The organism is Pseudaeromonas pectinilytica, from assembly GCF_054780855.1.
The window spans coordinates 1-22,450 of record NZ_BAAGVN010000099.1 but is presented as its reverse complement, the minus strand read 5'-3'; the positions used below and the strand labels follow the sequence as shown (position 1 = coordinate 22,450).

The 22,450-nt window shown below is 54.6% G+C and carries 22 protein-coding genes and 1 pseudogene; 8 read left to right on the top strand and 15 right to left on the bottom strand.

Annotated features, from left to right (window positions below):
- A pseudogene (locus ACYVG7_RS07145) lies at positions 1-188 on the top strand (hypothetical protein); the annotation flags it as partial.
- Between the two features lie 14 nt (positions 189-202).
- Here ACYVG7_RS07145 and ACYVG7_RS07140 read toward each other — a convergent pair.
- From ACYVG7_RS07140 to ACYVG7_RS07105, 8 genes are all read right to left on the bottom strand, one after another.
- Positions 203-586, bottom strand: coding sequence for a class I SAM-dependent methyltransferase (locus tag ACYVG7_RS07140; protein WP_460882514.1), 384 nt, complete (start codon positions 584-586; stop codon positions 203-205).
- Between the two features lie 147 nt (positions 587-733).
- Positions 734-988: a hypothetical protein gene (locus tag ACYVG7_RS07135; protein ID WP_460882513.1), complete on the bottom strand. Its 255-nt coding sequence runs from the start codon at positions 986-988 to the stop codon at positions 734-736.
- A 215-nt stretch (positions 989-1,203) separates the two neighbouring features.
- Positions 1,204-1,713, bottom strand: coding sequence for a hypothetical protein (locus ACYVG7_RS07130; RefSeq protein ID WP_460882512.1), 510 nt, complete (start codon positions 1,711-1,713; stop codon positions 1,204-1,206).
- A 634-nt stretch (positions 1,714-2,347) separates the two neighbouring features.
- Positions 2,348-2,878 (bottom strand): hypothetical protein, encoded by a 531-nt coding sequence (locus tag ACYVG7_RS07125; protein ID WP_460882511.1) that lies wholly within the window; start codon positions 2,876-2,878, stop codon positions 2,348-2,350.
- Between the two features lie 1,098 nt (positions 2,879-3,976).
- Positions 3,977-4,741: an amino acid ABC transporter ATP-binding protein gene (locus tag ACYVG7_RS07120; RefSeq protein ID WP_460882510.1), complete on the bottom strand. Its 765-nt coding sequence runs from the start codon at positions 4,739-4,741 to the stop codon at positions 3,977-3,979.
- Positions 4,734-5,399: an amino acid ABC transporter permease gene (locus ACYVG7_RS07115; protein WP_460882509.1), complete on the bottom strand. Its 666-nt coding sequence runs from the start codon at positions 5,397-5,399 to the stop codon at positions 4,734-4,736. Before ACYVG7_RS07115 ends, ACYVG7_RS07120 begins: the two co-directional genes overlap by 8 nt.
- A 30-nt stretch (positions 5,400-5,429) precedes the next feature.
- On the bottom strand, positions 5,430-6,071 hold the full coding sequence (locus ACYVG7_RS07110) for an amino acid ABC transporter permease (RefSeq protein WP_460882508.1): 642 nt from the start codon (positions 6,069-6,071) through the stop codon (positions 5,430-5,432).
- A 111-nt stretch (positions 6,072-6,182) separates the two neighbouring features.
- Positions 6,183-7,043, bottom strand: coding sequence for a transporter substrate-binding domain-containing protein (locus ACYVG7_RS07105; RefSeq protein WP_460882507.1), 861 nt, complete (start codon positions 7,041-7,043; stop codon positions 6,183-6,185).
- A 310-nt stretch (positions 7,044-7,353) separates the two neighbouring features.
- Between ACYVG7_RS07105 and pdxR the strand changes: the two genes are divergently transcribed.
- Together pdxR and ACYVG7_RS07095 are read left to right on the top strand one after the other, a co-directional pair.
- Positions 7,354-8,838, top strand: a complete 1,485-nt coding sequence (gene pdxR / locus ACYVG7_RS07100; RefSeq protein WP_460882506.1) for a MocR-like pyridoxine biosynthesis transcription factor PdxR — start codon at positions 7,354-7,356, stop codon at positions 8,836-8,838.
- A 121-nt stretch (positions 8,839-8,959) separates the two neighbouring features.
- On the top strand, positions 8,960-9,838 hold the full coding sequence (locus tag ACYVG7_RS07095; RefSeq protein WP_460882505.1) for an EamA family transporter: 879 nt from the start codon (positions 8,960-8,962) through the stop codon (positions 9,836-9,838).
- A gap of 482 nt (positions 9,839-10,320) precedes the next feature.
- Here the strand turns inward: ACYVG7_RS07095 and ACYVG7_RS07090 are convergent, their stop codons facing one another.
- Positions 10,321-10,533, bottom strand: a complete 213-nt coding sequence (locus ACYVG7_RS07090; protein WP_460882504.1) for a JAB domain-containing protein — start codon at positions 10,531-10,533, stop codon at positions 10,321-10,323.
- Between the two features lie 30 nt (positions 10,534-10,563).
- Here ACYVG7_RS07090 and ACYVG7_RS07085 point away from each other — a divergent pair, with 30 nt between their 5' ends.
- Positions 10,564-10,902: a hypothetical protein gene (locus ACYVG7_RS07085; RefSeq protein ID WP_460882503.1), complete on the top strand. Its 339-nt coding sequence runs from the start codon at positions 10,564-10,566 to the stop codon at positions 10,900-10,902.
- Between the two features lie 87 nt (positions 10,903-10,989).
- On the opposite strand, the gene ACYVG7_RS07080 is transcribed toward ACYVG7_RS07085, so the two are convergent.
- Both ACYVG7_RS07080 and ACYVG7_RS07075 read right to left on the bottom strand, forming a co-directional pair.
- A complete protein-coding gene (locus ACYVG7_RS07080) occupies positions 10,990-11,778 on the bottom strand; it encodes a hypothetical protein (protein ID WP_460882502.1) in 789 nt (262 codons plus the stop codon).
- A 6-nt stretch (positions 11,779-11,784) separates the two neighbouring features.
- Positions 11,785-12,687, bottom strand: coding sequence for a WYL domain-containing transcriptional regulator (locus ACYVG7_RS07075; RefSeq protein ID WP_460882501.1), 903 nt, complete (start codon positions 12,685-12,687; stop codon positions 11,785-11,787).
- A 90-nt stretch (positions 12,688-12,777) separates the two neighbouring features.
- Here ACYVG7_RS07075 and ACYVG7_RS07070 point away from each other — a divergent pair, with 90 nt between their 5' ends.
- The 3 genes from ACYVG7_RS07070 to ACYVG7_RS07060 are packed head-to-tail and all read left to right on the top strand — an operon-like array spanning position 12,778 to position 17,339.
- On the top strand, positions 12,778-13,971 hold the full coding sequence (locus ACYVG7_RS07070; RefSeq protein ID WP_460882500.1) for a ComEC/Rec2 family competence protein: 1,194 nt from the start codon (positions 12,778-12,780) through the stop codon (positions 13,969-13,971).
- Complete coding sequence (locus tag ACYVG7_RS07065; protein ID WP_460882499.1) at positions 13,968-16,223, top strand: Mov34/MPN/PAD-1 family protein; 2,256 nt, start codon at positions 13,968-13,970, stop codon at positions 16,221-16,223. The genes ACYVG7_RS07070 and ACYVG7_RS07065 overlap by 4 nt, the downstream gene beginning before the upstream one ends.
- A gap of 45 nt (positions 16,224-16,268) precedes the next feature.
- A complete protein-coding gene (locus tag ACYVG7_RS07060) occupies positions 16,269-17,339 on the top strand; it encodes a ComEC/Rec2 family competence protein (RefSeq protein WP_460882498.1) in 1,071 nt (356 codons plus the stop codon).
- On the opposite strand, the gene ACYVG7_RS07055 is transcribed toward ACYVG7_RS07060, so the two are convergent.
- Both ACYVG7_RS07055 and ACYVG7_RS07050 read right to left on the bottom strand, forming a co-directional pair.
- Positions 17,306-17,815 (bottom strand): UvrD-helicase domain-containing protein, encoded by a 510-nt coding sequence (locus ACYVG7_RS07055; protein ID WP_460882497.1) that lies wholly within the window; start codon positions 17,813-17,815, stop codon positions 17,306-17,308. The genes ACYVG7_RS07060 and ACYVG7_RS07055 overlap by 34 nt on opposite strands.
- Positions 17,812-19,737 carry an ATP-dependent nuclease gene (locus tag ACYVG7_RS07050; RefSeq protein WP_460882496.1) on the bottom strand — a complete coding sequence of 642 codons (1,926 nt, stop codon included), beginning with the start codon at positions 19,735-19,737 and terminating at the stop codon, positions 17,812-17,814. Before ACYVG7_RS07050 ends, ACYVG7_RS07055 begins: the two co-directional genes overlap by 4 nt.
- Before the next feature lie 420 nt (positions 19,738-20,157).
- Here ACYVG7_RS07050 and ACYVG7_RS07045 point away from each other — a divergent pair, with 420 nt between their 5' ends.
- Positions 20,158-20,370, top strand: a complete 213-nt coding sequence (locus tag ACYVG7_RS07045) for a hypothetical protein (protein WP_460882495.1) — start codon at positions 20,158-20,160, stop codon at positions 20,368-20,370.
- A gap of 1 nt (position 20,371) precedes the next feature.
- Here ACYVG7_RS07045 and umuC read toward each other — a convergent pair whose 3' ends face one another.
- Entirely contained in the window at positions 20,372-21,637 is a 1,266-nt protein-coding gene (umuC, locus tag ACYVG7_RS07040; protein WP_460882494.1) for a translesion error-prone DNA polymerase V subunit UmuC, read from the bottom strand.
- Between the two features lies 1 nt (position 21,638).
- A complete protein-coding gene (gene umuD, locus ACYVG7_RS07035; RefSeq protein WP_460882493.1) occupies positions 21,639-22,061 on the bottom strand; it encodes a translesion error-prone DNA polymerase V autoproteolytic subunit in 423 nt (140 codons plus the stop codon).
- Between the last annotated feature and the right edge of the window lie 389 nt (positions 22,062-22,450).

Below are 22,450 nucleotides of genomic sequence, written 5' to 3'. Positions count from 1 at the left end.
CCCATTCGGCAGGCCGTCAACTAAGCCCGCCCGGCGGGTTGGGGAGCGAGTATCCGACTTTGGATTTGATCAACAAGGCCAACGAAGAGATAGAACAGGCACAAAGAGCGTTGAATCTACGCCCACGAAAATGTCTCGGATTTAGGCAGCCCGGCAAGGTGTTCGAGGAATACCTCCGAGCTGCGTAGGCGGGTGTCGCACTTCAGAGTTGAATTCGCGGACAATTGCCATCAATGATCAGATCAAAGCTGGTATTAAGCTCAAAATTTGCTTTGGCCAAATCAGCCTGTAAATATCGAATGTTACTATGATGGTGCTGTTCTTTATCATTAGCCCATGAAATGGCAACAGCAGAAATATCAACACCAGTGACGTCATAACCGCATGAAGAAAACAAACGACATAAATGACCTTCACCACAACCAAGCTCAAGAACATAGCCAGATTTTGGGACAAAACTTGGTGATATAATGCGCTCTAATTGAGAAAGTCCTTGGTGAATGCGATCATCTCCACCCCAACAAGCCCAACCTTGGTCGATTGCGGATTGATATAGGGAATCATAGATATGCTGAGTGTTATTCATATGCTCTTAGCGTACTGGAATATAGAACCAGAGTTGGATGATGTAGTAATGGCTAATATTTTAGTTATGGGGTGCGGCCTTTATGCGCGGCCCAGTCAGCGAAGCGATGATTAATCTGCTTGTTAGGTGAATAGCACAACAAAACCACTAAGCCTCATCCAGCGAAGAGAGAAAATACTTTAAGACATACGGGATTTGTTCCGGTTTTTTATGCGGCTCAGGCCAAAATTCCCCAAAAAATGCCACGTAACAATCAATAGCATTTAATTCGGTATCTACCCAAGCGTGAATAATAACCCCAACTTCTGAGAATTCTTCGTCATCCTCAAATACAACCATGTTTCTGCGAATTACTTTTTTCCCAACAAGCTCAGATAGATCTGAGTAATTTCTGTCATCCATGTTCAAAATTCACCTAACAATTTAATCAAGCGGCAAGCGAGTAGGGACGATTAGCGCAGCGTAATCGCCCCTACGGTCCTGACAGCTTCCATTCATCACCATGTATCTTAACTAATTCAAGCATGATCTATGACTCTTTACTAATTGGCTGCTGCAGCGTGGGGAACGTTGTTCGTATCCGAGACGAAGTTTGACCACTTTGTTAAATATCTTCCTTACGTTTTATATGGAAACGACCAAGTGTTTTTTGGCGTTCTTATATTTGGGTTCACCGCCCGCAATGCGTCGTACAGTTCATTTCGTTTATATGGATAGTTTGGGCTCAATAAAACAAATGAACCATCATTCATTCTGACCGAAATTAGACTGGAATTTGCTCCAATATCCGTGCTGTGCTCTATTTCAATAATTTCGTTCGGATTAACGGAGAATGTCCATTCTCTAAAAGCAGGATGAAATGAGCTGAACTCAGAATTTGTAAGCTTGATATAAAATTTTGCTGGATGAGTAAGGAACCATACGGCGACCGACAATAGTACAAGTTCAGAAGTCACAATGATATATTTTACATAAAGCACAAGCTCGTTATAAGCAGGATATTCTTTTGGTGTTAATATCAAAATAAACCAAAGGATAAGCGGCAAAAGCAGCATATTCAAAGCCAGCACTTTGGCTTGTTGCTTTCTAGTTCTTTCATAATAATAAAAGGTACGTTCGATATTCATAGATTTATCATTTTAGCAAGTAGGGCGGAATAGCGCAGCGTATTGCGCCAAGGGTAATAGTGTTCATGGCATATCGCAGTAATATAATTTATTCTGCCAATAAGTCATTGTTATTTCTTTATCGCGAGCTAACGGTAATAAATAGGTGTTGCAGGTTTACAGAGCCGTCAATAGCATGTGAATTTTTACGGTTGGCTATGGTTATTAATTATTATTTGTCCGGCGCAGTACGCTGCGCTATTGCGCCCTACGGTCCTAAATCAATTAAATGGTAAATGTCATTTGGCATTGCTTCTTTAATAATTACCGCCACTTTACCCCCTAAATTGACTAATATTTTAGTTATGGAACGTGCGTGCTTTTTTACACGCCCCAGTGAACGAAGCGAACGACTTGAACTATTTATTATAAATTTAATGTGCCTAAAATGGGATATCATCATCCCATATTAAAAACTCAGCCCTTAATGAGTCTAATATTCTGCGAATGTCATTAATGTCAGATGAGGATATATTTTCATTGCCACCATTGTTTTCGATGTTTTTAATGTTTTCTCTATTTGGTCGGTTGTGCGTTCTACAATTGCTTTTTTTTCTTGTTGATTTTTTTCCAGTTTTGACTTCTGCGACTCTAATTAATCGTTGTTTTTATTTGTTTTTGCTATTTCATTTCGAGCGGTTCTTTGGTCGTTAGATGAATCACCAACAAGCTTAGAATAGAGTGCTTTTTGGGCAATGAATTCTTCATTTCGCTTTCTTTTTTCTTCAAGCCACCGATCAATATCTTTATCTTTTAGCTTTTGCAGATAGCTAATGTCAGATTCTATTTCAGCAATTACAGTTTCTTTCTTTTGAATTGCTAGTTTTTTGTCTCTATCATTTTTATTTTTGCTTCTATAAAAATTAATCAAACCATCATTTATTAACTCATAAACCATGTTTAGTAATGGCAGGACGATTAGGTAGATGATTGCTATGCTAAGTGGGATTAAAAAATCATCAGTTAGCATCCAGTTTTTGTGTTTTATTATCTCGATCTTTGTGGGCGTATCACCAAGCAAAAACAGTGAGAGCCCATTAATATTAAGAATAGTCCAAGATAATGCGAATGCACCTACGATAGGGTTTTTCAACCTTGAAATGGCATTGTCTTTCAATGACTTCATTATTTCTTTCATTGTTAATTGAAGCCTCTAGTGATTTCTAACAATTAAATTAAGCGGTAATATTCCGCCTATCCTGAAACTCCATGCTGCCTATTACTCTGACGTTCGTCCAGATAACAGGCGCTATTCCTTTATCCCTGTGTTGATATTTCCCTGCGGGCTCACCTGACCATCTATCTCGCCGATGGCCTTTATTCGGGTCAGGCTCGCCACTCTGCTGCCGGTAAACACCCTGGCTACCGCCCCTGACTTACGGCTGTCACAGAGCCGATGGTGGGGTGGCGGCGCGGTCTGTTAGTGCCAACAGGCACCTTGCGCTTTTGTTAATTGCAGGCTACCGCAACCGGTTATTGGATGGAATGGGCTCGAATGGGGAATTTCGCGGTTTACCAAGTTTTTATTCAATAGAACAGGATGCGAGGCGAGATGCCACGCGGTGAACGTTGGGCATCGCTGCGCTCAGCGGCCAACCTACCTGACGAGCGATAACTCAAGCAAACCCCATCCCGGCCTTCCCCTTGAAAAAAGGGGAAGGAGCAAGAGAAAAGCATCGCGAGCTTCGCTTGCTCCTACATTTGCCTCATATGACGTCAGTTATGACGGAGTAACCCACCCGAACCTGTAGCCGTCTGTCGGGCCGTGTGGCGGGGGGATCGTAGGCGGTGCGCGGTCAGGATGACCGCAAAAGGGAGCGTCACGCCATGGATGGCGTGTGGCTCCCGACCGGTGAAGAGACTCCCGCAGCGCGGGGCTTTCCCGACAGTCGGCACACGCCAAGGCCAGGGGTCAAGGGGGCAGGGCCTTTTGCCCCCTTGCCGCCCCGCCAACGGCAGGTTGGCAAATCACAATTGCCGACCAGGGCGGAACCGTACCAGACGTTATCGGCCACTATAGGCGCGATGCCGCTGCATCCATCATGCGGTCAACGTTGGGCTTCGCTCAACTCAGCCCAACCTACTACCAATAGCTAAAGCGCAGTTGGCCGAGGCCATCTGTCGGCCCAGCGGTGGCGCCTGGCCGGTGCGTGGTCAGGATGACCGCACAAAGGAGCGTCGCGCGGCGCCAGGCCGCGGTTGTGGCCGCCGCTGCCGGCCTAGATTACTGCCGGACTGTCTGCAAAAACTGCTGGACCCGTTCCGATTTGGGGCGGGTGAAGAACTCCTCCGGCGGTGCCTGCTCGATGAGCTTGCCCTTTTCCAGAAACACCACCTGATCGGAGACGGCGCGGGCGAACTCCATCTCGTGGGTCACCACCACCATGGTGTAACCCTCTTGGGAGAGCTGCTTCATCACCGCCAGCACCTCGCCGACGCGCTCCGGATCCAGCGCCGAGGTCGGCTCATCGAACAGCAATACCTCGGGGCTCATGGCCAGCGAGCGGGCGATGGCGACCCGCTGCTTCTGGCCGCCGGAGAGGGTGATGGGGTAGTTGTGCTGCTTGTCCAGCATGCCGACCTTCTCCAGATGCTGGGTCGCGAGCTGCTGGGCCTCGTCACGCGGCAGCTTTTTCACGTAGAGCAGCGCCTCGGTGACATTCTGCTGCACCGTCAGATGGGGCCACAGGTTGAAGCTCTGGAACACCATGCCAACCCGCTCGCGGACACGGGCCAACTGCTTGTTGCTCATCGGTTGCCGGGTTTGGGCGTTGATGCCGATCTGCTCGGTGCCGATGTGGATGGTGCCCCGATCCGGCTGCTCCAGCCAGTTCATGCAGCGCAGCAGGGTCGATTTGCCGGAGCCCGAGGAGCCGAGGATGCTGACCACCTCGCCCTTGTTGACGGTCAGGTTGATGTCCCGCAGCACTTCTATGTTATCAAACTGCTTGGAGACCTTGGTTACGGTAATCGCGGGTACATCAGACATGGCTGAATCCTCGTTGCTTGCCAAATCGGGTCAGGTAGCGGATGCCATATTCGATCACCAGGCTGATGATCCAGTACAGCAGGATGGCGACCAGAAAGGCCTTCATCGGTATGAAGTAGGTGGATTGCACGCTGTTGGCAGCGGCGGTCACTTCCCGCACCGTGATGATGCACAGGAAGGCGGTATCTTTGAGGCAAACAATCAGCTGGTTGCCCAGCAGGGGCAGGCTGCTCATGAAGACGTTGGGCAATAGGATGCGCAGGAATACCAGATGGTGGCGGAAGCCATGGGCCTGCGCCGCCTCGACCAGTCCCTTGGGGATCACCAGTCGCTGGCCCCGCAGGATCTCGCTGAAGTAGGCGCCGTGGTAGAGCGTCAGGGCAATCAGACCGGCCAGATCGGCGCTCAGGCGCAAGCCACCCTGGGGTAGGCCGTAGTAGATGAGATAGGCCAGGATCAGAAACGGCACGGTACGCATGACGTTAATGAAGCCCCCCAGGCCTTTGCGCAGCCAGTTGGACTGGCCTTCGAGCAGGTAGAGCAGCACCACGCCGAGCAGCAGACCCAGCAGGGCCGAGATGCCAAATAGCTGTAACGTCTTGAGGAATCCGCTGATGAAGGTGTCGCGGGATTGCCAGATGATGGACCATTCGTTCATGGGCTCTCCTTAATATTATGGCCAGATGGCTTATACGGCCAGACGGCGGGCATGACGCTCGGCCAGGCTCTGGGCCTTGACGAGCACGCCGATCATCAGCATGTAGATAAGACCTGCACCCAGGATCGGGTAGAGGGGGTCATAGGTCACGGATGCGATACGGTTGGTGACCCGGGTGAGATCGACCAGGCCTATGATGGCGATGGCCGGGCTGCCCTTGATCAGGAACGACATCTCGTTCACCAGCGCGGGCAGGCTGACGGTGACCAGTTGCGGCAGCATGATGCGGCGGAAGAACACCCAGTCCGTCATGCCGATGGCCTGGGCCGCCTCATGCTGATCCCGCGAGAAGTTGTTGAGCGCCGAACGCCAGATCTCGGCATTGAAGGCGGCGGTATTCAGGGTCAGCGCCAAGATGGCGGCGACATGTTTGTCCAGGTTGATGCCAACGGCCGGCAAGGAGAGGAACAGAAACAGCACCAGGGTGACCAGCGGGGTGGCGCGAGCCAGGCTGATGTAGAGTGCCAGCAGCTGATCAATCACCGGGATCGCCTGACGGCGTATGATGGCGATCAGCAGTCCCGCTGATATGCCGATGGCGATGGCGATGCCGGAAATCCAGACGGTCGTCCAGGCCCCTTCCAGCAATAACAGCCACGCTTTGAGATCCATGGAACACCTCCGACGGCTTGGAAAAAGAGGAGTAAAGGGTGGCGGTATCAGTCAGTGACGTTCGCCGCGCAAGGAAACAGCGGGCACCCTGAGTCAGGATGCCCGGAGGATTTATTTCAGATCAGCCAGGGTGTGGAACTGCTCCACCGTGGTGATGGCGCCATCGGGCAGACCGTCGAAGGGTTCACCGAACCATTTCAACTGCAGTTCACGCAGTTTGCCGCTGGCCTTGAGGTGTTTGACAAACCCGTTGAGGAATTCCAGCAGTTGCGGGCTGTTCTTCGGTACCGGCCAGGCGACGAAGCCACCGCCGGAGACGGCTTCTCCCTTCTCGAACACGTCACCCCGGGTCTTGACCAGATCATTGACCGAGATGACGGCGTTGATGACATAGTCCAGACGGCCGTTGGCCAGATCGGCATAGGCTTCCGGATAGGATTGGTACTCGACCACTTCACCGAGTTTGCCGCCCTTGGCCTCCAGCATCACCTTGAGCTCGGGCAGACGGGCCAGCAGGGCGCTCCCGGCTTGTACGCCGACCACCTTGCCACTGAGATCGGCCACCGACTTGATGCGGTCATCGCCCTTGCGCTTGACGTAGTAGTGCTGGGCCGAGGCGACTGGAGCGACAAAGTTGAACACGTTCAGCCGCTCGTCGGTGACCAGGGCCCCGGTGATGGCGACGTCATACTGACCGGCGGAAACCGAGGCCAGCAAGCCGGTCCACGGCAGTATGCTCTGGTCAATCTTGAAGGTGGTGGCGTAGGTTTTCAGCTCGGCCATGATGTCCTTGTGGAAGCCGTCCGGCTGACCGTCGGTGATGAAGTTGAACGGCGCATAGTCATCTTCGGTGGCGACCTTCAGCGCACCTCGCGCCTGGATCTCGGCCAAATCCGCGGCCTGCGCTGTCAGTGCCAGAGTCAGGGCCAAACCGGCCAGAACCTGGGTCATTCCCTTTGCTGCAATTTTCATTTTCTCACCTCACTGATAAGTCGTATTCCGAATACCGCAATTGGCATGCCAATGGTGGGCTGTTGCCGTGAAAACGATGATTCTCGCCCTCCTTTTAACTTCTAACGGCAACGACCCCGGCGCGATAGAGCCAGATTTTTTGGAGGCGCGGGACAGATGGGGCGGCGGGATCTGGGAAATGCCAGCACAGCGGCATGGCACTTGCTGTGTCTTTAGGCATCAGGCCCGGACCACCCGATGGCGGGCTAGAAATAACGACCACACAGGCTTCGGCTTGGGTGGCCAGCCGGATCAGAAGTGGAGATCGAATGTGATTGAACAGTGTGTCCTGATCGATTTTTCTGCCGATCGCGGCCTGCAAGAGCAGCTGCGCGAAGGGCTGGTGAGCATGATTCTGGCCGGACGTTTCCTGCCCGACGAGCCCATGCCCTCGTGCCGCAGCCTGTCGGAGCAGTTGAGCATCTCGCGCAATACCGTGGCGCTGGTCTACGAGCGCTTGTGTGATGATGGCTATCTGGTCAGCCGGCCGCGGATTGGCTACTTCATCGACCCCCGTTACCTGCCACAGCCGGGTACGCCAGAGCCACCGGTTTCCTTGGTGAGCTGTAATGTGCAAAATGCACCACTTTGGGGCGATTTATTCAAGGTTCGCCCAACGGATCTGGTGGTGGTCACCAAACCCGCTCAGTGGATGCGTTACGAACACCCCTTTATCTACGGTCAGCCGGATACGTCCCTGTTTCCGATGGAGCAGTGGCGCGATGCGGCGCGCAAGGTGATGGGCAGCGTGCGCGATCATGACTGGTTGCTGGATCAGGTAGATCAGGATTGCCCCATGCTGGTCGAGCAATTGCGCACCCGGGTACTGCCCAAACGGGGCATAACGGCGCGGGATGAGGAGATACTGATCACCCTGGGCTCGCAGAATGCGCTCAGCATGCTGGCGCAACTGCTGATGGACGAGCAGACGCGCATCGGCGTCGAGAATCCCTGCTTTCGCGAAGCGATCAACACCTTTGCCCTGCAGGGCTGCCAGGTTAGTCCCCATCCGGTGGATGAGGAGGGGATAGTCCTGGATGCAGATTCGACCCGCTGCCAATTTTTCTATGTCACGCCCAGCCACCAGGCACCGACCGGGGTGCACATGAGTAACGCCCGGCGTCAGGCCTTGCTGCAGCAGGCGCTGGAGCACAACCAGATCATCATCGAGGATGACTATGACTCGGATACCAACATAGAGGCGTACCCCAAACCGGCGCTGAAGGCCCACGATAAAAACGGCCGCGTCATCTATGTCGGTAGTCTCTCCAAGGCGCTGGCTCCCGGCCTGCGCCTCGGCTACATGGTGGGGCCAGCAGAGCTCATCGATGAGTTACGGGCGCTGCGTCGACTGCTGTATCGTCATCCGCCCGCCAATATCCAGTATCAGATGGCCTACTTTCTGGCCCAGGGCCACTACGACACCTTCTTGCGCCGTTATCGCGAGCACTCCACCTACCGCTGGAGCCTGCTGGGGGAAGCACTGGACAAGTATTTGCCCCGTTGTCGGCACAATGCCAACCGCGCCAGCGCCTTCTGGGTCGAGGCGCCACCCACCATCAACACCCAGAAGCTGGCCTGGCGTGCGGCCCATGCCAGCGTGCTGATCGAGCCCGGGGTGCGCAACTTCCTGGAGGCCGATGCACCCCAGCACTTCTTTCGGCTGGGTTTTCATGCCATTCGCACGGAGGCGATCCGGCCCGGCATTATCAAGCTCGCCGAGGCGCTGGACAAGGAGCTGCTGCGCTGTGAATAGGCGCAGCATCCGGTTTATCGAGGCGGGTTAACGTTGGGGGAGGTCGGGGAATAAAAACAGATATTTTCCCCCGTTATCGTTATATTTCGTCGGTCATTGGATCTTTCACGTTGTACTGCTGATGTTAAAACTGCCCTTTGCTTCTTCTTCCTCGTTACAAACCTTTGCTCCACTGGCTGCCGCGATCGGGGCCATGTTCTCCATCACGCTGGGGGCCTCACTGGCCAAGTCGCTATTTCCGCTGATTGGCCCTGCGGGTACGACTGTGCTGCGGTTGGGGATCGCCGCGCTGATGCTGGCGCTGGCGTTTCGGGTCTGGCGGATCCGCCCGGACCGGGCCCAGTGGCAGGCTGTCATCCCCTATGCCCTGTCATTGAGTCTGATGAACCTGCTGTTCTACATGGCCATCGAGCGGGTGCCCTTGGGCATAGCGCTGGCCATCGAATTTATTGGCCCCTTGACCGTCGCGCTCTTGGGTTCACGGCGACGGGGGGACTTCATCTGGCTCGGGCTGGCGGTGTGTGGCCTCTTGCTGGTGCTGCCGCTGCGCGGGGCCGGGCAGGCGATCGATCCGCTCGGTGCCCTGTTATCGCTGGGTGCCGGGGTGTGCTGGGGCTTGTATATCATCACCGGCCGACGCGCCGGACGGGCCCTGGGTGCCAGTACGCCGGCGTTCGGTATGGCCATCGGGGCCCTGGTGGTGTTGCCGTTTGGCTGGGCACAGGCCAGCAGTGGTTTGCTCAACCCGGCGATCCTGGCGGTGGCCGTTGCGGTGGCGGTGCTCTCCAGCGCCATCCCCTACACGCTGGAGATGTATGCGCTGCGCCGCCTGCCGCCCCAGAGCTTTGGCACCTTGACCAGTTGCGAGCCTGCCGTCGGCGCCCTGGTCGGCATGATCTTCCTGAGGGAGAGCTTGCCGCCGAGCCAGCTACTGGGTATCGCCGCCATCATAGCCGCGTCGGTCGGCACCACGCTGGCCGCCCGGCGCAGTTGTTTATGAACGGCTGAGTTGTCTTGCCAGAACTCCCAATCCGACTCCCAATACGAAGTGACTCCAGAGGCGCCACTTAGCACATCCCTGCTGGCTTTTTGCAGCGGTGAGAGTTTTTGGCTGCTATCTCTGTGAGGCGTCGATCCCGGTAATCTATCTGCCCATGCTTTGACGGCCAGGGAGTCTTCACGTTGACAATCGGTAGCGAATTTCAACGAAGATGTTGCCGTAAATAGAAGTCTATTGTGGTGTTTGTGACGTGAACGAGGAAACATCGGGGAAAACAATAAGATGAGGGAGTTGGATTCAATCGAATTGTCGTTATAACCATAAGTTGACATAGCTGAACTAATAAAATCAATTGGTTACAAAACGATTTTTACCCATAAGTTGACATAAAAATAAACCATAAGCTGACATAGAGTGACAAGGCCTCGCATCGACATAAAATCGGAGTTGTAAGTTTACAAAATCGATTGGTAGCATCCACATCAAATCAGACCTCGTTCCACAAAGGACACGGCGTCTCTTCCAGCAACAATGACATGACTCAGCGTGCGCACATCCATCAGCGCCAGCGCTTCCTTGACCATTTCGCGCGGATACACCGAAGCACTGTCGATGGTGCCCCGGAACATCTCGGCGTATTCGATCAGGCGATGCTGGTTATCGAGGAGCAGCACCGCGAAGACTTTGTGCTCCAAGCTGGTCAGCTTGGTCCGCAGGTAATCCTTGTGAACGATGAGACCCTGAACAAGTTGGTGCGCTGGATGAACCTGCTCGCCAAAAAGCTGGAATACTCGGAGGGTACGGTCGCCGTTGCCCTGGTCAATGGCAAGAGCGAACAGTCGCGCATCCTGCTGTCGCACACGGATGCGCTTGTTGGCTACAAGTATTGCAACGGCGTCGACAACAACCATCCCGAAGAAGACGTGTGGGTTGCGCATCGTTGGATCGCAGACCTAAAGACTCATACGCAGCATCGCGTATTGCCGAAGCGCCTAGCCGAACCGATCAACAGGTTGATCGCTGTAGTTTCGGACCTGCATCGCAATCACGCGGCTACCAGCTAAGAGGTGTGACCATCCCCTGTCGGGAAGTCAGCCGATAGGCAAGCATTCCTGCGGAGTTGCGCGCCTATTTGCAAAGAGCATTCAGTCTCAGTCCGTAGTCGGTTTTGAGGCTCTTTTCCGCGGGGCCGAAGAAGACAAAGACGGCAAGCACTCAAACAGGCGTTCCGCATAGACGAATCCCATCCGTCTGACCGCCCCCTGATCGAAATACAGCAGCCAAGCAGCAAGTAATGCCAGCGAAATCAGCAGTGTCAAGCCTGAGGCAAGCCCCGGCTCGGCAAGGTGCACCGGGTCAAAATGGGGAGGTACTACCTGCAGAACCTTTGCAATTAGTAATCCGTAGATGATGCCCAAGAGGCACGACACGATGCCGACAGACTTCATCGCCAGCATATTGCGGTGAAATCCATAGGCGATGTTCTCTTTCAGCAAGAGCTGCTTGTTGGACCGAGTGAGTTCGCGAAGCCGCTTGGTGGCGCCGACGTAGATGTCGTCTGCTTTGTCAGGGCTTGCTGATTCTTCTTCTGCTGTTGGCATGGCGATGCCCAGCTTGGCCGTGATCGCCGTGTGGTAGCGCTGCTTGCTGACACCATCGAGAAACTTGTCGCGATGGCGTAACGCGATGGTTGTCGGCATACCGCCCCACTTCGCAACCAGGATCTCTTCAAGCTTCTTCCCGCGCCCGCGAGCTACGCTCGCAAGCGCATAAATGGCACCGCAGCCACCAAGCAAGCCGATCACGCCTGTAAGTACCGGGTGCTTTGCGCCGTAGACGCACAACAAAGGAACGAGCAGCGGTAACGCTACAAGAAGTCCTGGGATTACGCGCACCTTGCGCTCATACGGGTCTTTGACTAGTTCAAAAATATTCGTCATAGGTGCTTAGCTTTGGGCCGACAAGGCATCAATATAGGGTTGAATTTCATCGCGGTTCTTCAAAGTGATCTGCTGCGCGAGAGGGTCGGGTGCTTCCTTGGTATGCAAGCCCAAACGCCTCAGCGTGTAGTACAAGAACGCTTGGCGGCATGGAAGTTTGACCTGTCCGTCTTCCATTCCATAGTCCAACTCCAGGACTCGTTTCTTGGCAGCGGGCAAATCGGGGTGCGGTGCGAGCACCAGCGTCAAAACGGTTTGCCAGTGCGAATCCTGGCTGGTGTCCACTTGGCTCGCTTCGAAGCCGTCGATGCGCAGAATTCGGGCGAGGACGAAATCACTGAAGCGCTGGCGCTTGTGGCAAAACGCACGCATGTGCCAGCGAAAACCGTCATTACCAAGGGCGTGGGGAGACAGCAGACGAACCGATTCGTCCATGGACGTCATGGACTGGTAGCTCACCCAAATGGCTTCCTGCTGCCGAATTGCCCGCACCACTGCTTCGACGGTCTGCTCATTGATCGTGCGCCAGGGGGACGGCGCCCAATCTGTCTCCGGCGCTGAGCCGATAAAACTGGCCGTCGGCTCCACAATTCCCATCTTTGTGGCCAGTAGCTCCGCTAGATAGCGTTGCGCCGAACTACGTTGGTAAAGCGGGTGAAAATTCGGTGCTGCCGTGTAGGTCTTGGAACTGCGGTCGTAAGTCAGGTTGTTCGGTGCCAACTCCGTGTACTTGGCAATGTCCAGTGACGCCTGGGGAACAGATATGCCGAAGTGCTCAGTGAGATCCATTCGATTGATTCGCCGCTCCCAGCGTAAACGGAAATCGATGAATTGAAGTCTGCTTTCCAATCCCCAACTTAGCCCTTTGGGCTCAGCAGGATCAGCGGCAGTGATAGGTTGCTCTTGCATCAGTTGCGCCTAAAAAGTAGACGGATATAAAAAATAGTCGTACATTAACTATACGCGATCATCCTTCGGTCGTCTACCCGGAGACCCCAAGTGCCTACAACCATCACCTTTTTCCCCGTCGACAACGGGGACATGACCCTTATCAAGTTCGGCGATCTTGACGCAACGACCCTGCTGATCGACGTAAACATCCGGCAAGACGCCGACGACCCAGACGGGGAGGCGCGCGATGTCGCCAAGGATCTACGTGATCGACTGAAGAAGGATGAGAACGGCAGGCCGTATGTCGATGCGTTCCTGCTGAGCCACCCGGACCAAGACCATTGCCGAGGCCTGACGCGGCATTTCCACCTTGGGCCGCTGGACAAGTATCCGGATGACAAGAAAGACGACAAGGACAAGAAGATCGTGATCCGCGAGATGTGGTCGTCCCCGATCGTGTTTCGGCGCGCCAGCAAGACGCACACTTTGAGCGACGACGCCAAGGCATTCAACACGGAGGCGCGTCGGCGCGTACAACTGAACCGCGACAAGAATTTCGCCGTTGGGAACGGCGACCGCATTCAGATCATGGGCGAGGACATCGACGGAAAAACCGATGATCTCACTTCGATTGTGCGGAAGGTGGACACGTGCTTCTCGACGATCAACGGCAAGAGTTCTGCATTCTTCTCTGCGTTTCTTCTGGCACCCTTGGATGCCCAAGACGAAGAAGAAGAGGAAGAGTGCCTGGTCAAGAACCAGTCCAGCGTGATCCTGAACATCACATTGGCTGCTGACGCACAGACGCCGGATGGCGCGAAATTTCTTACTGGTGGCGATGCAGAGGCATTCATCTGGAACCGCCAGTGGCAGCGCCACAAAGCCGAAGCCGATGTGCTTGAGTACGACATCATGCAGGCACCGCATCACTGTTCCTGGCATTCGCTGTCATATGACAGTTGGTCCGACTATGGCGAAAAGGCCAAACTCGATGCCGACGCCCGCAAGGCGCTTTCGCAAACCCGTGATGGTGCGATCATCGTCGCTAGTTGCAAGCCGATTGCAGACGACGACAACGATCCGCCCTGCATCCGCGCGAAGCGTGAGTACGTAGCAATCGTGGACGAAGCAAAAGGCGAGTTCTACTGCACGGGCGAGTACCCAAGCGAAAAATCTGTGGAGCCCCTCGTTTTCACCGTCACCGCTCAAGGTGTGCAGCCTCCCTCGAAGAAGGAGTCCGGATCGAAGGCCGCCGCCGTGATCACCTCTGCGCGCACTCCCATGCCGCACGGGGCATCATGACGGGCACCATCGCGGACGTTCTGCATCAACTTCAGCGGCATCGAGGCCTTATCCGCGTTGGCGAGCCAAGGGAAAGTGGTGAATCGACGCAGATTGAAATCGATGTTGCTGTTGAACTGCCGAGCAGGTCTCGGCGCAATGGCGTATCCGAGACCGGCGTGCGCTCGGTCGAAACATGCGTTCTGGTATTCGGCAGTGACTGGCCCCTGTCCGCCCCCAATCCTTTCTTGCGCGCGGACTTCCCACTCAACTTGCCGCACATTAACCCCCATCGCGAAGGCGAATTGGTCTCGCCTTGCCTGTTCGAGGGATCGTTGGACGAGTTGTTGCATCGGTTTGGTCTGGACGCCATTGTCGATCAGCTGATCGTTTGGCTGCACAAGGCCGCAGCTGGGACATTGCTGGACCTCGAACAGGGATGGGAGCCGACGCGTCGAGACAGTTGTCCTTCGACCCTTGTATTCAGTGCCGAGAAGGTCGCGGCCGCCGCTCCCGCTGACGGAACGATTTTGATGGTTCCCGCAGGCTACGTGACGATTGATGGCAAGCTATACGCCATTGTCAATGCCGAACTGACTGCTCAAGTCGATCCTGTGTTCTATCAGGAGGTTCACAACGACAAGCTGGGTAAATGGGGAAATGGCCATACCACCGCCTTCATTGCGCGGGCTCCAATGATCGACGGCCACCCGCATGTAGTCGGACACTATCAACCCGAGACGGTTGTCGATCTTAAGACTCTGCTTGATCGAGCCGCGGAACTCGGCGTCGATCGTGACGCTTTGGCTCAAGGCTTGGGCGGCTACTACGGACGTTCGATTCTGGATATGCAGCAAGACTCGCGTGGCTGGACGCATGGCTTGTATGCGATTGTGATTCTGACTGTTCAAAGACCAGTGTCGCTTGTGGGCTCACCAGGGAGAAGTATCGAGGTATTGCCCTACGTGGTGCGCTATGAACTCAACGCTCAATCGCTCCTGGAGCGAAACGCCACGGTTCACCCAGCTTTTCACGCACATGCGTTGTCTCCCGAACTGCTGGCGAGAACGTCCGGCATTCCATCAGTGGCTACATCGCAGCCGCTAGTCATGCTCGGCTGCGGAAGCGTGGGATCGAAAATCGCGATGCAACTGGGGCGAGCGGGTTTCGGCTCAATGACCTTCGTCGATAACGAGTCCATGTCGCCTCACAACGCGGCCCGACATGCACTCATCGAGCGGGCATCGGTGCTGGTCCCACCTCGGAAGTCGGCGCTGATGAAGACGGCCTTCGAGTTGCTGTCGCATCTTCAATCGCGAGCGTTCGACATCGACGCAGTGACTCTCTTGGTCGATGCTGCGCAGTTTGCTGCAACTGTTCCGCAAGATGCGGCCCTCATCGTGGATGCGACGGCCTCACTTCAGGTGTTGGCCGCAGAAACACAATCAACGGCGCTGAACCAATCCCTTGCGCGGTTGGCACGGATCGTCATGTATGGACAGGGGCGCTGTGTCGCGGTTTTGCTCGAAGGGCCTGGTCGCGCCGGCCGGGTTGACGACCTTACGGCATTATTGTTCGAGTGCTGTCGGTTTGTACCGGAACTGCGGGCGTCGATTGCCGGCGATACGTCTGAGCCGACACGTATTTTTGTGGGCGACAACTGCCGTTCACTGACGATGCCAATGTCAGATGCCGTTGTTTCGCGTTCTGCTTCATTGGCTGGCCTGCAACTGGAACGCTGGCTCGTTGGCGGGCTCCCGAAGGAGGCGACGCTTTGCGCCGGGGTCTCGGATGCCGAAGGCCTCGGCATGGCATGGACCAGCGCCAGCCTCGGCCCGACAACTGTGCTCGACGTAGCGGACGATGGTGGCTGGAACATTCGGGTTCTGCACCCTGTCGTGCAAGCGATCTATGCTGATGCGCTGCGCTGGGGCGCTCTGGAAACAGGCGGAGCCTTGGTCGGTCGCGTCTCGTTTGAGAATCGAACCATCATCATTGCTGGCATCGTGGATGCGCCGCCTGACAGCGTTCGAGAAGCGGCCCGCTTCGTTCTCGGAACCAATGGGCTTGTTCAAAATTTGCGCATGGCGAATGAAACCTCTTTGGGGTATCTCGCCTTCATCGGTACTTGGCACAGCCATCCGAAAGGCGGCGCACATTCGGGCATAGACCGAAATACATTGCGAGGCATCGCCGAGGATGCTGGCGGTCTTCCCGCCGTGTCTTTGGTATGGACTCCGACGGGACTCAGGTGTGCGGTGGATCGCTGGTAGAGGTAAAGCCGTCTGTACTTTATTGGCATAGAACGAGAGGGATGTATGACTGACTATTTCGAGATCGATTTTCTTGGCGTCGAATCAGCGAAAAGCGGGGATGCGATCACGCTGCGCTATTCGGTGAATGGCACTGAGGGCGTGCACGTCGTTGACGGTGGGTATCTGGATACGGGAGATCAGATCGTCGAGCACCTGAAGACGTACTATGGAACAACAGTCATCGACCATGTAATCCTCACACACCCCGATCGCGATCACGCCAATGGGCTGCGAAAAGTCCTAGAGCAATGCACAGTCAAAAATCTTTGGATCAACAGGCCGTGGATCTATGCAGATCAGTTAATTGATCGATTCGAGACCTACGAATCAGTTGAGGCACTGAGACGGAAGTTGCGCTCCATCTATGATGCTACGGCAATTCTTGAGGATATTGCGGTAGAGAAGGGAATTCCAATCCATGCCCCTCTTCAGGGGCAGAGCATCGGCCCCTTCATGGTGATGGCACCAACCCTAGGACGCTACTTTGACCTGATTGTGGACTCCGCGAAGACTCCGGAAGCCGTTGAGGAAAGTGCCTTAGATAGCGTGCTGAGCAGCATATCCCGGGCAGTGAAGGCCGCGACAGCCTATATCAAGTCCCTGTGGGGCGAGGAGTATTTTCCGCCGGAGCCGACCAGTCGTGAGAATGAAATGAGTGTGGTGCAGTCGGCTGTCCTGAACGGTCATCGTGTCATGCTTACCGGCGATGCCGGGCGTGAAGCGCTGCAAGAAGTGATTGACTACGCGCCTTTCGCGGGACTCGCATTGCCAGGCATTCGGTATTTCCAGGTGCCTCATCACGGTGGGCGGCACAATGTTTCGACTGAAGTTCTGGATCAACTGGTTGGTTCGCGGTTGGATAGTATGCCGGATAAGCATACTTGGAATGCCATTTGTAGTTCTGCCAAGGCCGATGAGGATCACCCGCGGAAGTCGGTGGTTCGTGCTGTATTGCACCGGGGTGGGCACTGGGCGGCAACTGAAAGCCAGAATATCCGCATTGGGGCGGGCATTACCCGCGATGGCTGGGTATCAATTCCTCAAGCAGAGTACCCCGAGGAGCAAGAGAGTTGAGTGGCGTTCCTCGCGACTGCAGATTGTCGCAGAATCTGGATCGCAAATGGCACCAGATCGGAAAACTCGATCAAGGTCCGTGATGGGCCCGGCTTTCGATCTGCGATTTTGTACCCAACATCCAGCGCATACACGCCCGTCAGCACAGGACGGAAACGATCAATGATGCGCTTGGCAAAAGCGTGAAAGGTATAGCTGTCAAACCGCGAGGCAAACTCGGAACCACAGCGTCGCTTTACTCGATCTTTCAGGTTACTACTGGCATCAACCTTGAACGAAATGGCCAAAATCCGTTTGGGATAACGACAAGTCCCAGTGCGTAGCAGGAAGTCTGCCCGCTGCGCAAGCATTTCGGTCTTGCCCGCTCCTGGGCCTGCTGTCAGTGCGAGACTGCGCACACGCTCCTTGGCTGCCAGCAATGCATTTGGTTCAAGAGTCAGCCCATCGGCAGGCTTCCAGGCATCGACCGCAATCACTCAGGCAACTCCGCGAGTTTGGCGATGACGGCATCAGCCAATCTGCTCAGCGATGCTGGCATGTCAGCCAGCAACTCTTCATTTGTCAGCTGAGCCAGTGCATCGATATGGGCTGCGGGTTTGCTACCAAGCTTGAAGCGCTGATGGTAGGTGTTGAATAGCTTTTGTTCGTCTTTTCTGTACTGGTTTGCGTCGTGGTGCTTTTTCCCGAGGACTGTCTTGATCGTTGCTTCATCCGGCTCTTCCCTTTCGACGCCATAGGCTTCTGGAAAGGCAAGCAACATCGCGAAGTCGAGGTCCAAGGGTTCAGAAAAGTATACTCCGCGACTTTCCAATTCGCGGAACACACTCTTATTCTCGGCTCCAAAACAGTAATGTGTTCGAACTGGGGCTACCGTGGTGTTCCATTTCGGCAGGACCCAGTCTTCAGGAAGCACATTCGCTGGTTCAAACTTTGCCAGTTGGTCGTTGACGACCTTTATTCGCCCCCAGCCTGCAGCATACCGATCAACATCCAGATCAAGGAGTGTCAGATATGGGATCTGCAAAGCCGACAGCAGGCGCCAGAAGTGATTGACGTGCCTGCCCCCAAGCGGGGCAATCGTGACGGCGGACTCGTCAACGGGCGCCCCTTTGGCCTGCAGTAGACGTGGCAACACTATTTCTTCGCTATCGCCTTCTCCAAGAATGACAAGCCGCGAGAAATAGACTTCTGGAAAGGCTTGCACTGCCTCGCGCACAAACTTGTGAGCCTCATCAGCTGCATCTGGCAGCTGGATATGAGTGACGCGCGTTATTCTCGCCTGGGTCAGCCGCAGATAGCGAATACGTTCTGGAGCGACACGCCGCAGCATCGACGGCGCGTGGGTCGCAATCAGTGCTTGTGCGTCATCACCGCTGGTCATCGCGTTGAGCGCATTGACGATCCGTCCAAGGTAGTGCGGCGAGAGGCTGTTTTCTGGCTCTTCTACCGCCACCACCGTAAACACGGGCGGGCGTAACTTATCTGCATCGAAAGAATCGTCTTCTTCAGCTAGGACCGCGCGACCAATGGCTTGTGAAGACAGCACGAGGGACAGGTACAACATCGACTTTTGACCGTCGCTCAGTCGCGAGAAATCGACCAGCTGCTTGTCATGACCCGGCGTGAATGAAACCGACATGTGCCGTAACAATGCCTCGATCTCAGACGCGACAAATGTGAGCTTGGGGTCGGCAAAGAAGCTTCCCTTGTGCAAAGCACTCCATACCGATTTCAAACTGGTGCTAAACGCATTTATTGGCGGATTGGCCGCCAAGCTGTCGCTGATTTGGTCGGTCAGGTCCTTGATGACAGTTCGCTCTGCATCCCAGTTCACCGCACGCAGCATGCGTCCCAGCAGGGCATTAGCTCCATAGGCAATGTGATCTGCGGGATCACGGCGTGCAGGCAGGTAGTGAACGTGGATATGGTTGCGTTCAGATCGGGGGACTTGAGCAGTGGTTAGTGGCGAGCCATCTGCATCGATGTCCAGCACATAGATTATGCTTTCTTCAATGTCCCCATCCAAGCCCATGGTGGCGGTGAGGCGGAATCGCACGCGCGGTGTGCCATCGATTTCGTCAAGACGCATGTGGCCGAAATGAGGCGCTACCGTGCTGTTGTCTTCGTCGTCGCCAAGTTCCGGGAACAGGAAGTCGGCTTCGATCCATAGCTGACGCTCAGCAGGCGGTGCCGCCTCGTTGAATGGGACATGAAAGTCCGAGCGCAAGATTCGGCGCAGTGATGGATCAAAGGCAAACAGACGGCACAGGGCTTGGAGTGCTGCTGTCTTGCCTGAGCCGTTAGGGCCGATGAGGTAAGTAATCTCCTCCAACCGAATTTCGGTGGGCTCAGCACCAAAAGCCTGAAAGTTCGATAGGCGTAAGGTATTCAGTTTCATCAGGTCCTGCTCAGTTGGAGAGAATAAATATCAAAATTACAGAATTGAATCGCCCAAAATAGCCTAGACACGTCCCAGCCGTTCTCGATGAATGGCCTAAAACTCAACATGGCTCAGCAGATCATTGGAATCATGCTCATGATTGCTGTTGTAACATATCATGTAATGTTGGAGTCAAATGAAAGCCAGATATGTTCACAATCCTGAATTGCCATTAATGATCTACAAATGTTGGTGTCAAATGAAATCCAGATATGTTCACAATCCTGAATTGCCATTAATGATCTACATCTGAATTAACCATTTTGGATGATTGTCGAATCTCTTTCAGACGCTGGGTAATGGTGATTCTCGTCTCTGGTAAAGCGGCATCAAAATCCATAGATTGAATCCTTCTCGGTGACGATTTGGAGGCAAAAGATGAACAAGGACTCTAAAACTCAGCACATTACCCTTGCCACTGGGAACGTTTTTTCTGACTTGGGGTTTGCTACGGAAGAAGCTGCCGCGTTGGCGGCGGCGTCGCAACAAGTCATATCTGGGAAATTGGCCATCAGTGAGTCACTGGAAACAGAGGCCGGTGGGCAGGATAGATCAGTAGTGGAAACAGCGTCCTCTCAGGAACACTCGTAAACTACCTTGCGACCGGTAGCTCATCCCATGAAGTGGTGTAGCGCGGGCTCAAGTGGTCGCGTTTCATCATCCACTCCGAGGCATCCACACCTTTCGAGGCAAAGCCTATATGGCCCAGGTCGCTCTGGTTGATGGCATCGATCACCGCCATTAGCCGGCGGTCGGGTGAGCCAGGATTGTCGAACAGATCTGCCTGGTAGTGGTCCCGCGGCGTGAACGAACCGAGAATGACGCCGCCTTTTTGATAGCGGAATCCGTCACGCCAGATGTGGGGCAGCAATTGGGTTACATGATGCAGAAGCTCGCGAGTATCGTCAGTTGGCCGCAGTAGCTTGGCCGAAATCTGATTGCCATAGTAAGGCTCGCCTTCGCTAAAGGGGCTGGTGCGAAAGAAGATGCTCAAATGCTGGCAGCGCATCTTCTCGTGGCGTAGCTTCTCGGCGGCTCGCTCCATAAAGGCCGACAACGCTTGATGCATGCTGGCTTGCTCTGTAATTCGTTCGCCGAACGAGCGACTGCTGACGATTTGCTGCTTGGCCGGGGTGTCTATCGTTAGCTCCGAGCAGGGGATGCCGTGCAGCTCCTGGACCACGCGCTCTACGACCACACCGTAACGTTGGCGGATCTGTTTGGGATGCACAGCAATCAGATCTGCCACGGTTACCACGCCTTCAGCCTGCAGCCGCTTATTCAGGGCGCGTCCAATACCCCAAACCTCATCGATTGGGGTGATAGCCATCAGCCGTGCTCGGCGTCCCTCGTCGCGAATATCGACAACACCTCCTGTGGCCGGCCACTTTTTTGCGGCGTAGTTCGCCAGTTTGGCCAGGGTCTTGGTTGGGCCAATACCAACGCCGACGGTAAGACCCGTATACCGCTGGATGGTGGCCCGGATTTGGTGCCCAAAATCAACAAAGTTACCGGCCCAGAGTGAGCCGAGCTCAATAAACGCCTCATCAATCGAGTAGACCTCAATCGCAGGAACCATGCTCTCCAACGTGGACATCACGCGCTGGGACATATCGGCATAGAGCGCATAGTTGCTGGAGAAGCAGACTCCGCCAGCGCGTTCAAACTCCCGCTGGATCTTGAAATAGGGACCAGCCATCTTGATGCCCATTTTCTTGGCTTCGGCAGAGCGGGCTACCACGCAGCCATCGTTATTGGATAGCACAACAATCGGACGGCCCACCAAGTCAGGCCGGAACAAGCGCTCACAACTGGCGTAGAAGTTGTTCACATCAACCAGGGCTATGGCGGTGGTCATCTTAGTGCTGGCACTGCTTGTGGATGACGAAGGTCACCACGCCAAAAATCTCTAATGACTGTTCGGCCTGGAACAGGATGGGTTGGTAGTTGGCGTTGGCTGGCTGCAGGGCGATATTCGGCGTGAGCTGCAATATCTTCACGGTGAACTCACCATCAACACAGGCGATCACTGTATCGCCATGACGTGCAGTCACAGAGCGATCCACAACCAGCAGATCGCCATCCAGAATGCCTGCATCCTTCATGCTGTCACCGGCTGCCCGCACGAAGTAGGTGGCCGCAGGTCGGCTGATGCACAACTGGTTCAGATCCAGCGTGGCCTCAACATAGTCCTGAGCTGGGCTCGGAAAGCCGCAGGATGCAGGGGATGCAAAGAGGGGTAACCCGAGAACGGGAGGAGCCTCAGTGGGTCGTAGGAACATGGGTGGCACTCGTTGGCTGTATATAAATACAGTATATGGCGACATCCATGATCGGATCCAGTTCATCTCATCCAATGTCTGCCTGCGAGATGGAACAATACAGAATCGTCATCAGTGATCTGGGCACTTCCCAGCGGTTCTCGGGACAAGATATTTCTATCCTGGTGCGTTGCGGATGAAGTCTGCTAGGGATGGGAAGAACAAGACATGATGACTGGAGAAGAAGATGTAAACTTATGGAGGCAAGGCCCCATGGGGGCCTTGCTAGGGGTCTCACCCGACGTGGCGCTCAGGGACGCTCCGGGGTCAGGGCGAACGCATGAGTGTCTAGTTTTTGAGCGATACGGATAATCCGGCAATCAGCACCTTCTCCAAGTGTTCTGTTTTCA

Bases quoted from the DNA above. Each gene is read 5' to 3' on its own strand.
- ACYVG7_RS07140 (WP_460882514.1), bottom strand. From the start codon at position 586: ATGAATAACACTCAGCATATCTATGATTCCCTATATCAATCCGCAATC.
- ACYVG7_RS07135 (WP_460882513.1), bottom strand. From the start codon at position 988: ATGGATGACAGAAATTACTCAGATCTATCTGAGCTTGTTGGGAAAAAA.
- ACYVG7_RS07130 (WP_460882512.1), bottom strand. From the start codon at position 1,713: ATGAATATCGAACGTACCTTTTATTATTATGAAAGAACTAGAAAGCAA.
- ACYVG7_RS07125 (WP_460882511.1), bottom strand. From the start codon at position 2,878: ATGAAGTCATTGAAAGACAATGCCATTTCAAGGTTGAAAAACCCTATC.
- ACYVG7_RS07120 (WP_460882510.1), bottom strand. From the start codon at position 4,741: ATGTCTGATGTACCCGCGATTACCGTAACCAAGGTCTCCAAGCAGTTT.
- ACYVG7_RS07115 (WP_460882509.1), bottom strand. From the start codon at position 5,399: ATGAACGAATGGTCCATCATCTGGCAATCCCGCGACACCTTCATCAGC.
- ACYVG7_RS07110 (WP_460882508.1), bottom strand. From the start codon at position 6,071: ATGGATCTCAAAGCGTGGCTGTTATTGCTGGAAGGGGCCTGGACGACC.
- ACYVG7_RS07105 (WP_460882507.1), bottom strand. From the start codon at position 7,043: ATGAAAATTGCAGCAAAGGGAATGACCCAGGTTCTGGCCGGTTTGGCC.
- ACYVG7_RS07095 (WP_460882505.1), top strand. From the start codon at position 8,960: ATGTTAAAACTGCCCTTTGCTTCTTCTTCCTCGTTACAAACCTTTGCT.
- ACYVG7_RS07080 (WP_460882502.1), bottom strand. From the start codon at position 11,778: ATGACGAATATTTTTGAACTAGTCAAAGACCCGTATGAGCGCAAGGTG.
- ACYVG7_RS07075 (WP_460882501.1), bottom strand. From the start codon at position 12,687: ATGCAAGAGCAACCTATCACTGCCGCTGATCCTGCTGAGCCCAAAGGG.
- ACYVG7_RS07065 (WP_460882499.1), top strand. From the start codon at position 13,968: ATGACGGGCACCATCGCGGACGTTCTGCATCAACTTCAGCGGCATCGA.
- ACYVG7_RS07060 (WP_460882498.1), top strand. From the start codon at position 16,269: ATGACTGACTATTTCGAGATCGATTTTCTTGGCGTCGAATCAGCGAAA.
- ACYVG7_RS07050 (WP_460882496.1), bottom strand. From the start codon at position 19,737: ATGAAACTGAATACCTTACGCCTATCGAACTTTCAGGCTTTTGGTGCT.
- ACYVG7_RS07045 (WP_460882495.1), top strand. From the start codon at position 20,158: ATGAACAAGGACTCTAAAACTCAGCACATTACCCTTGCCACTGGGAAC.
- umuC (WP_460882494.1), bottom strand. From the start codon at position 21,637: ATGACCACCGCCATAGCCCTGGTTGATGTGAACAACTTCTACGCCAGT.
- umuD (WP_460882493.1), bottom strand. From the start codon at position 22,061: ATGTTCCTACGACCCACTGAGGCTCCTCCCGTTCTCGGGTTACCCCTC.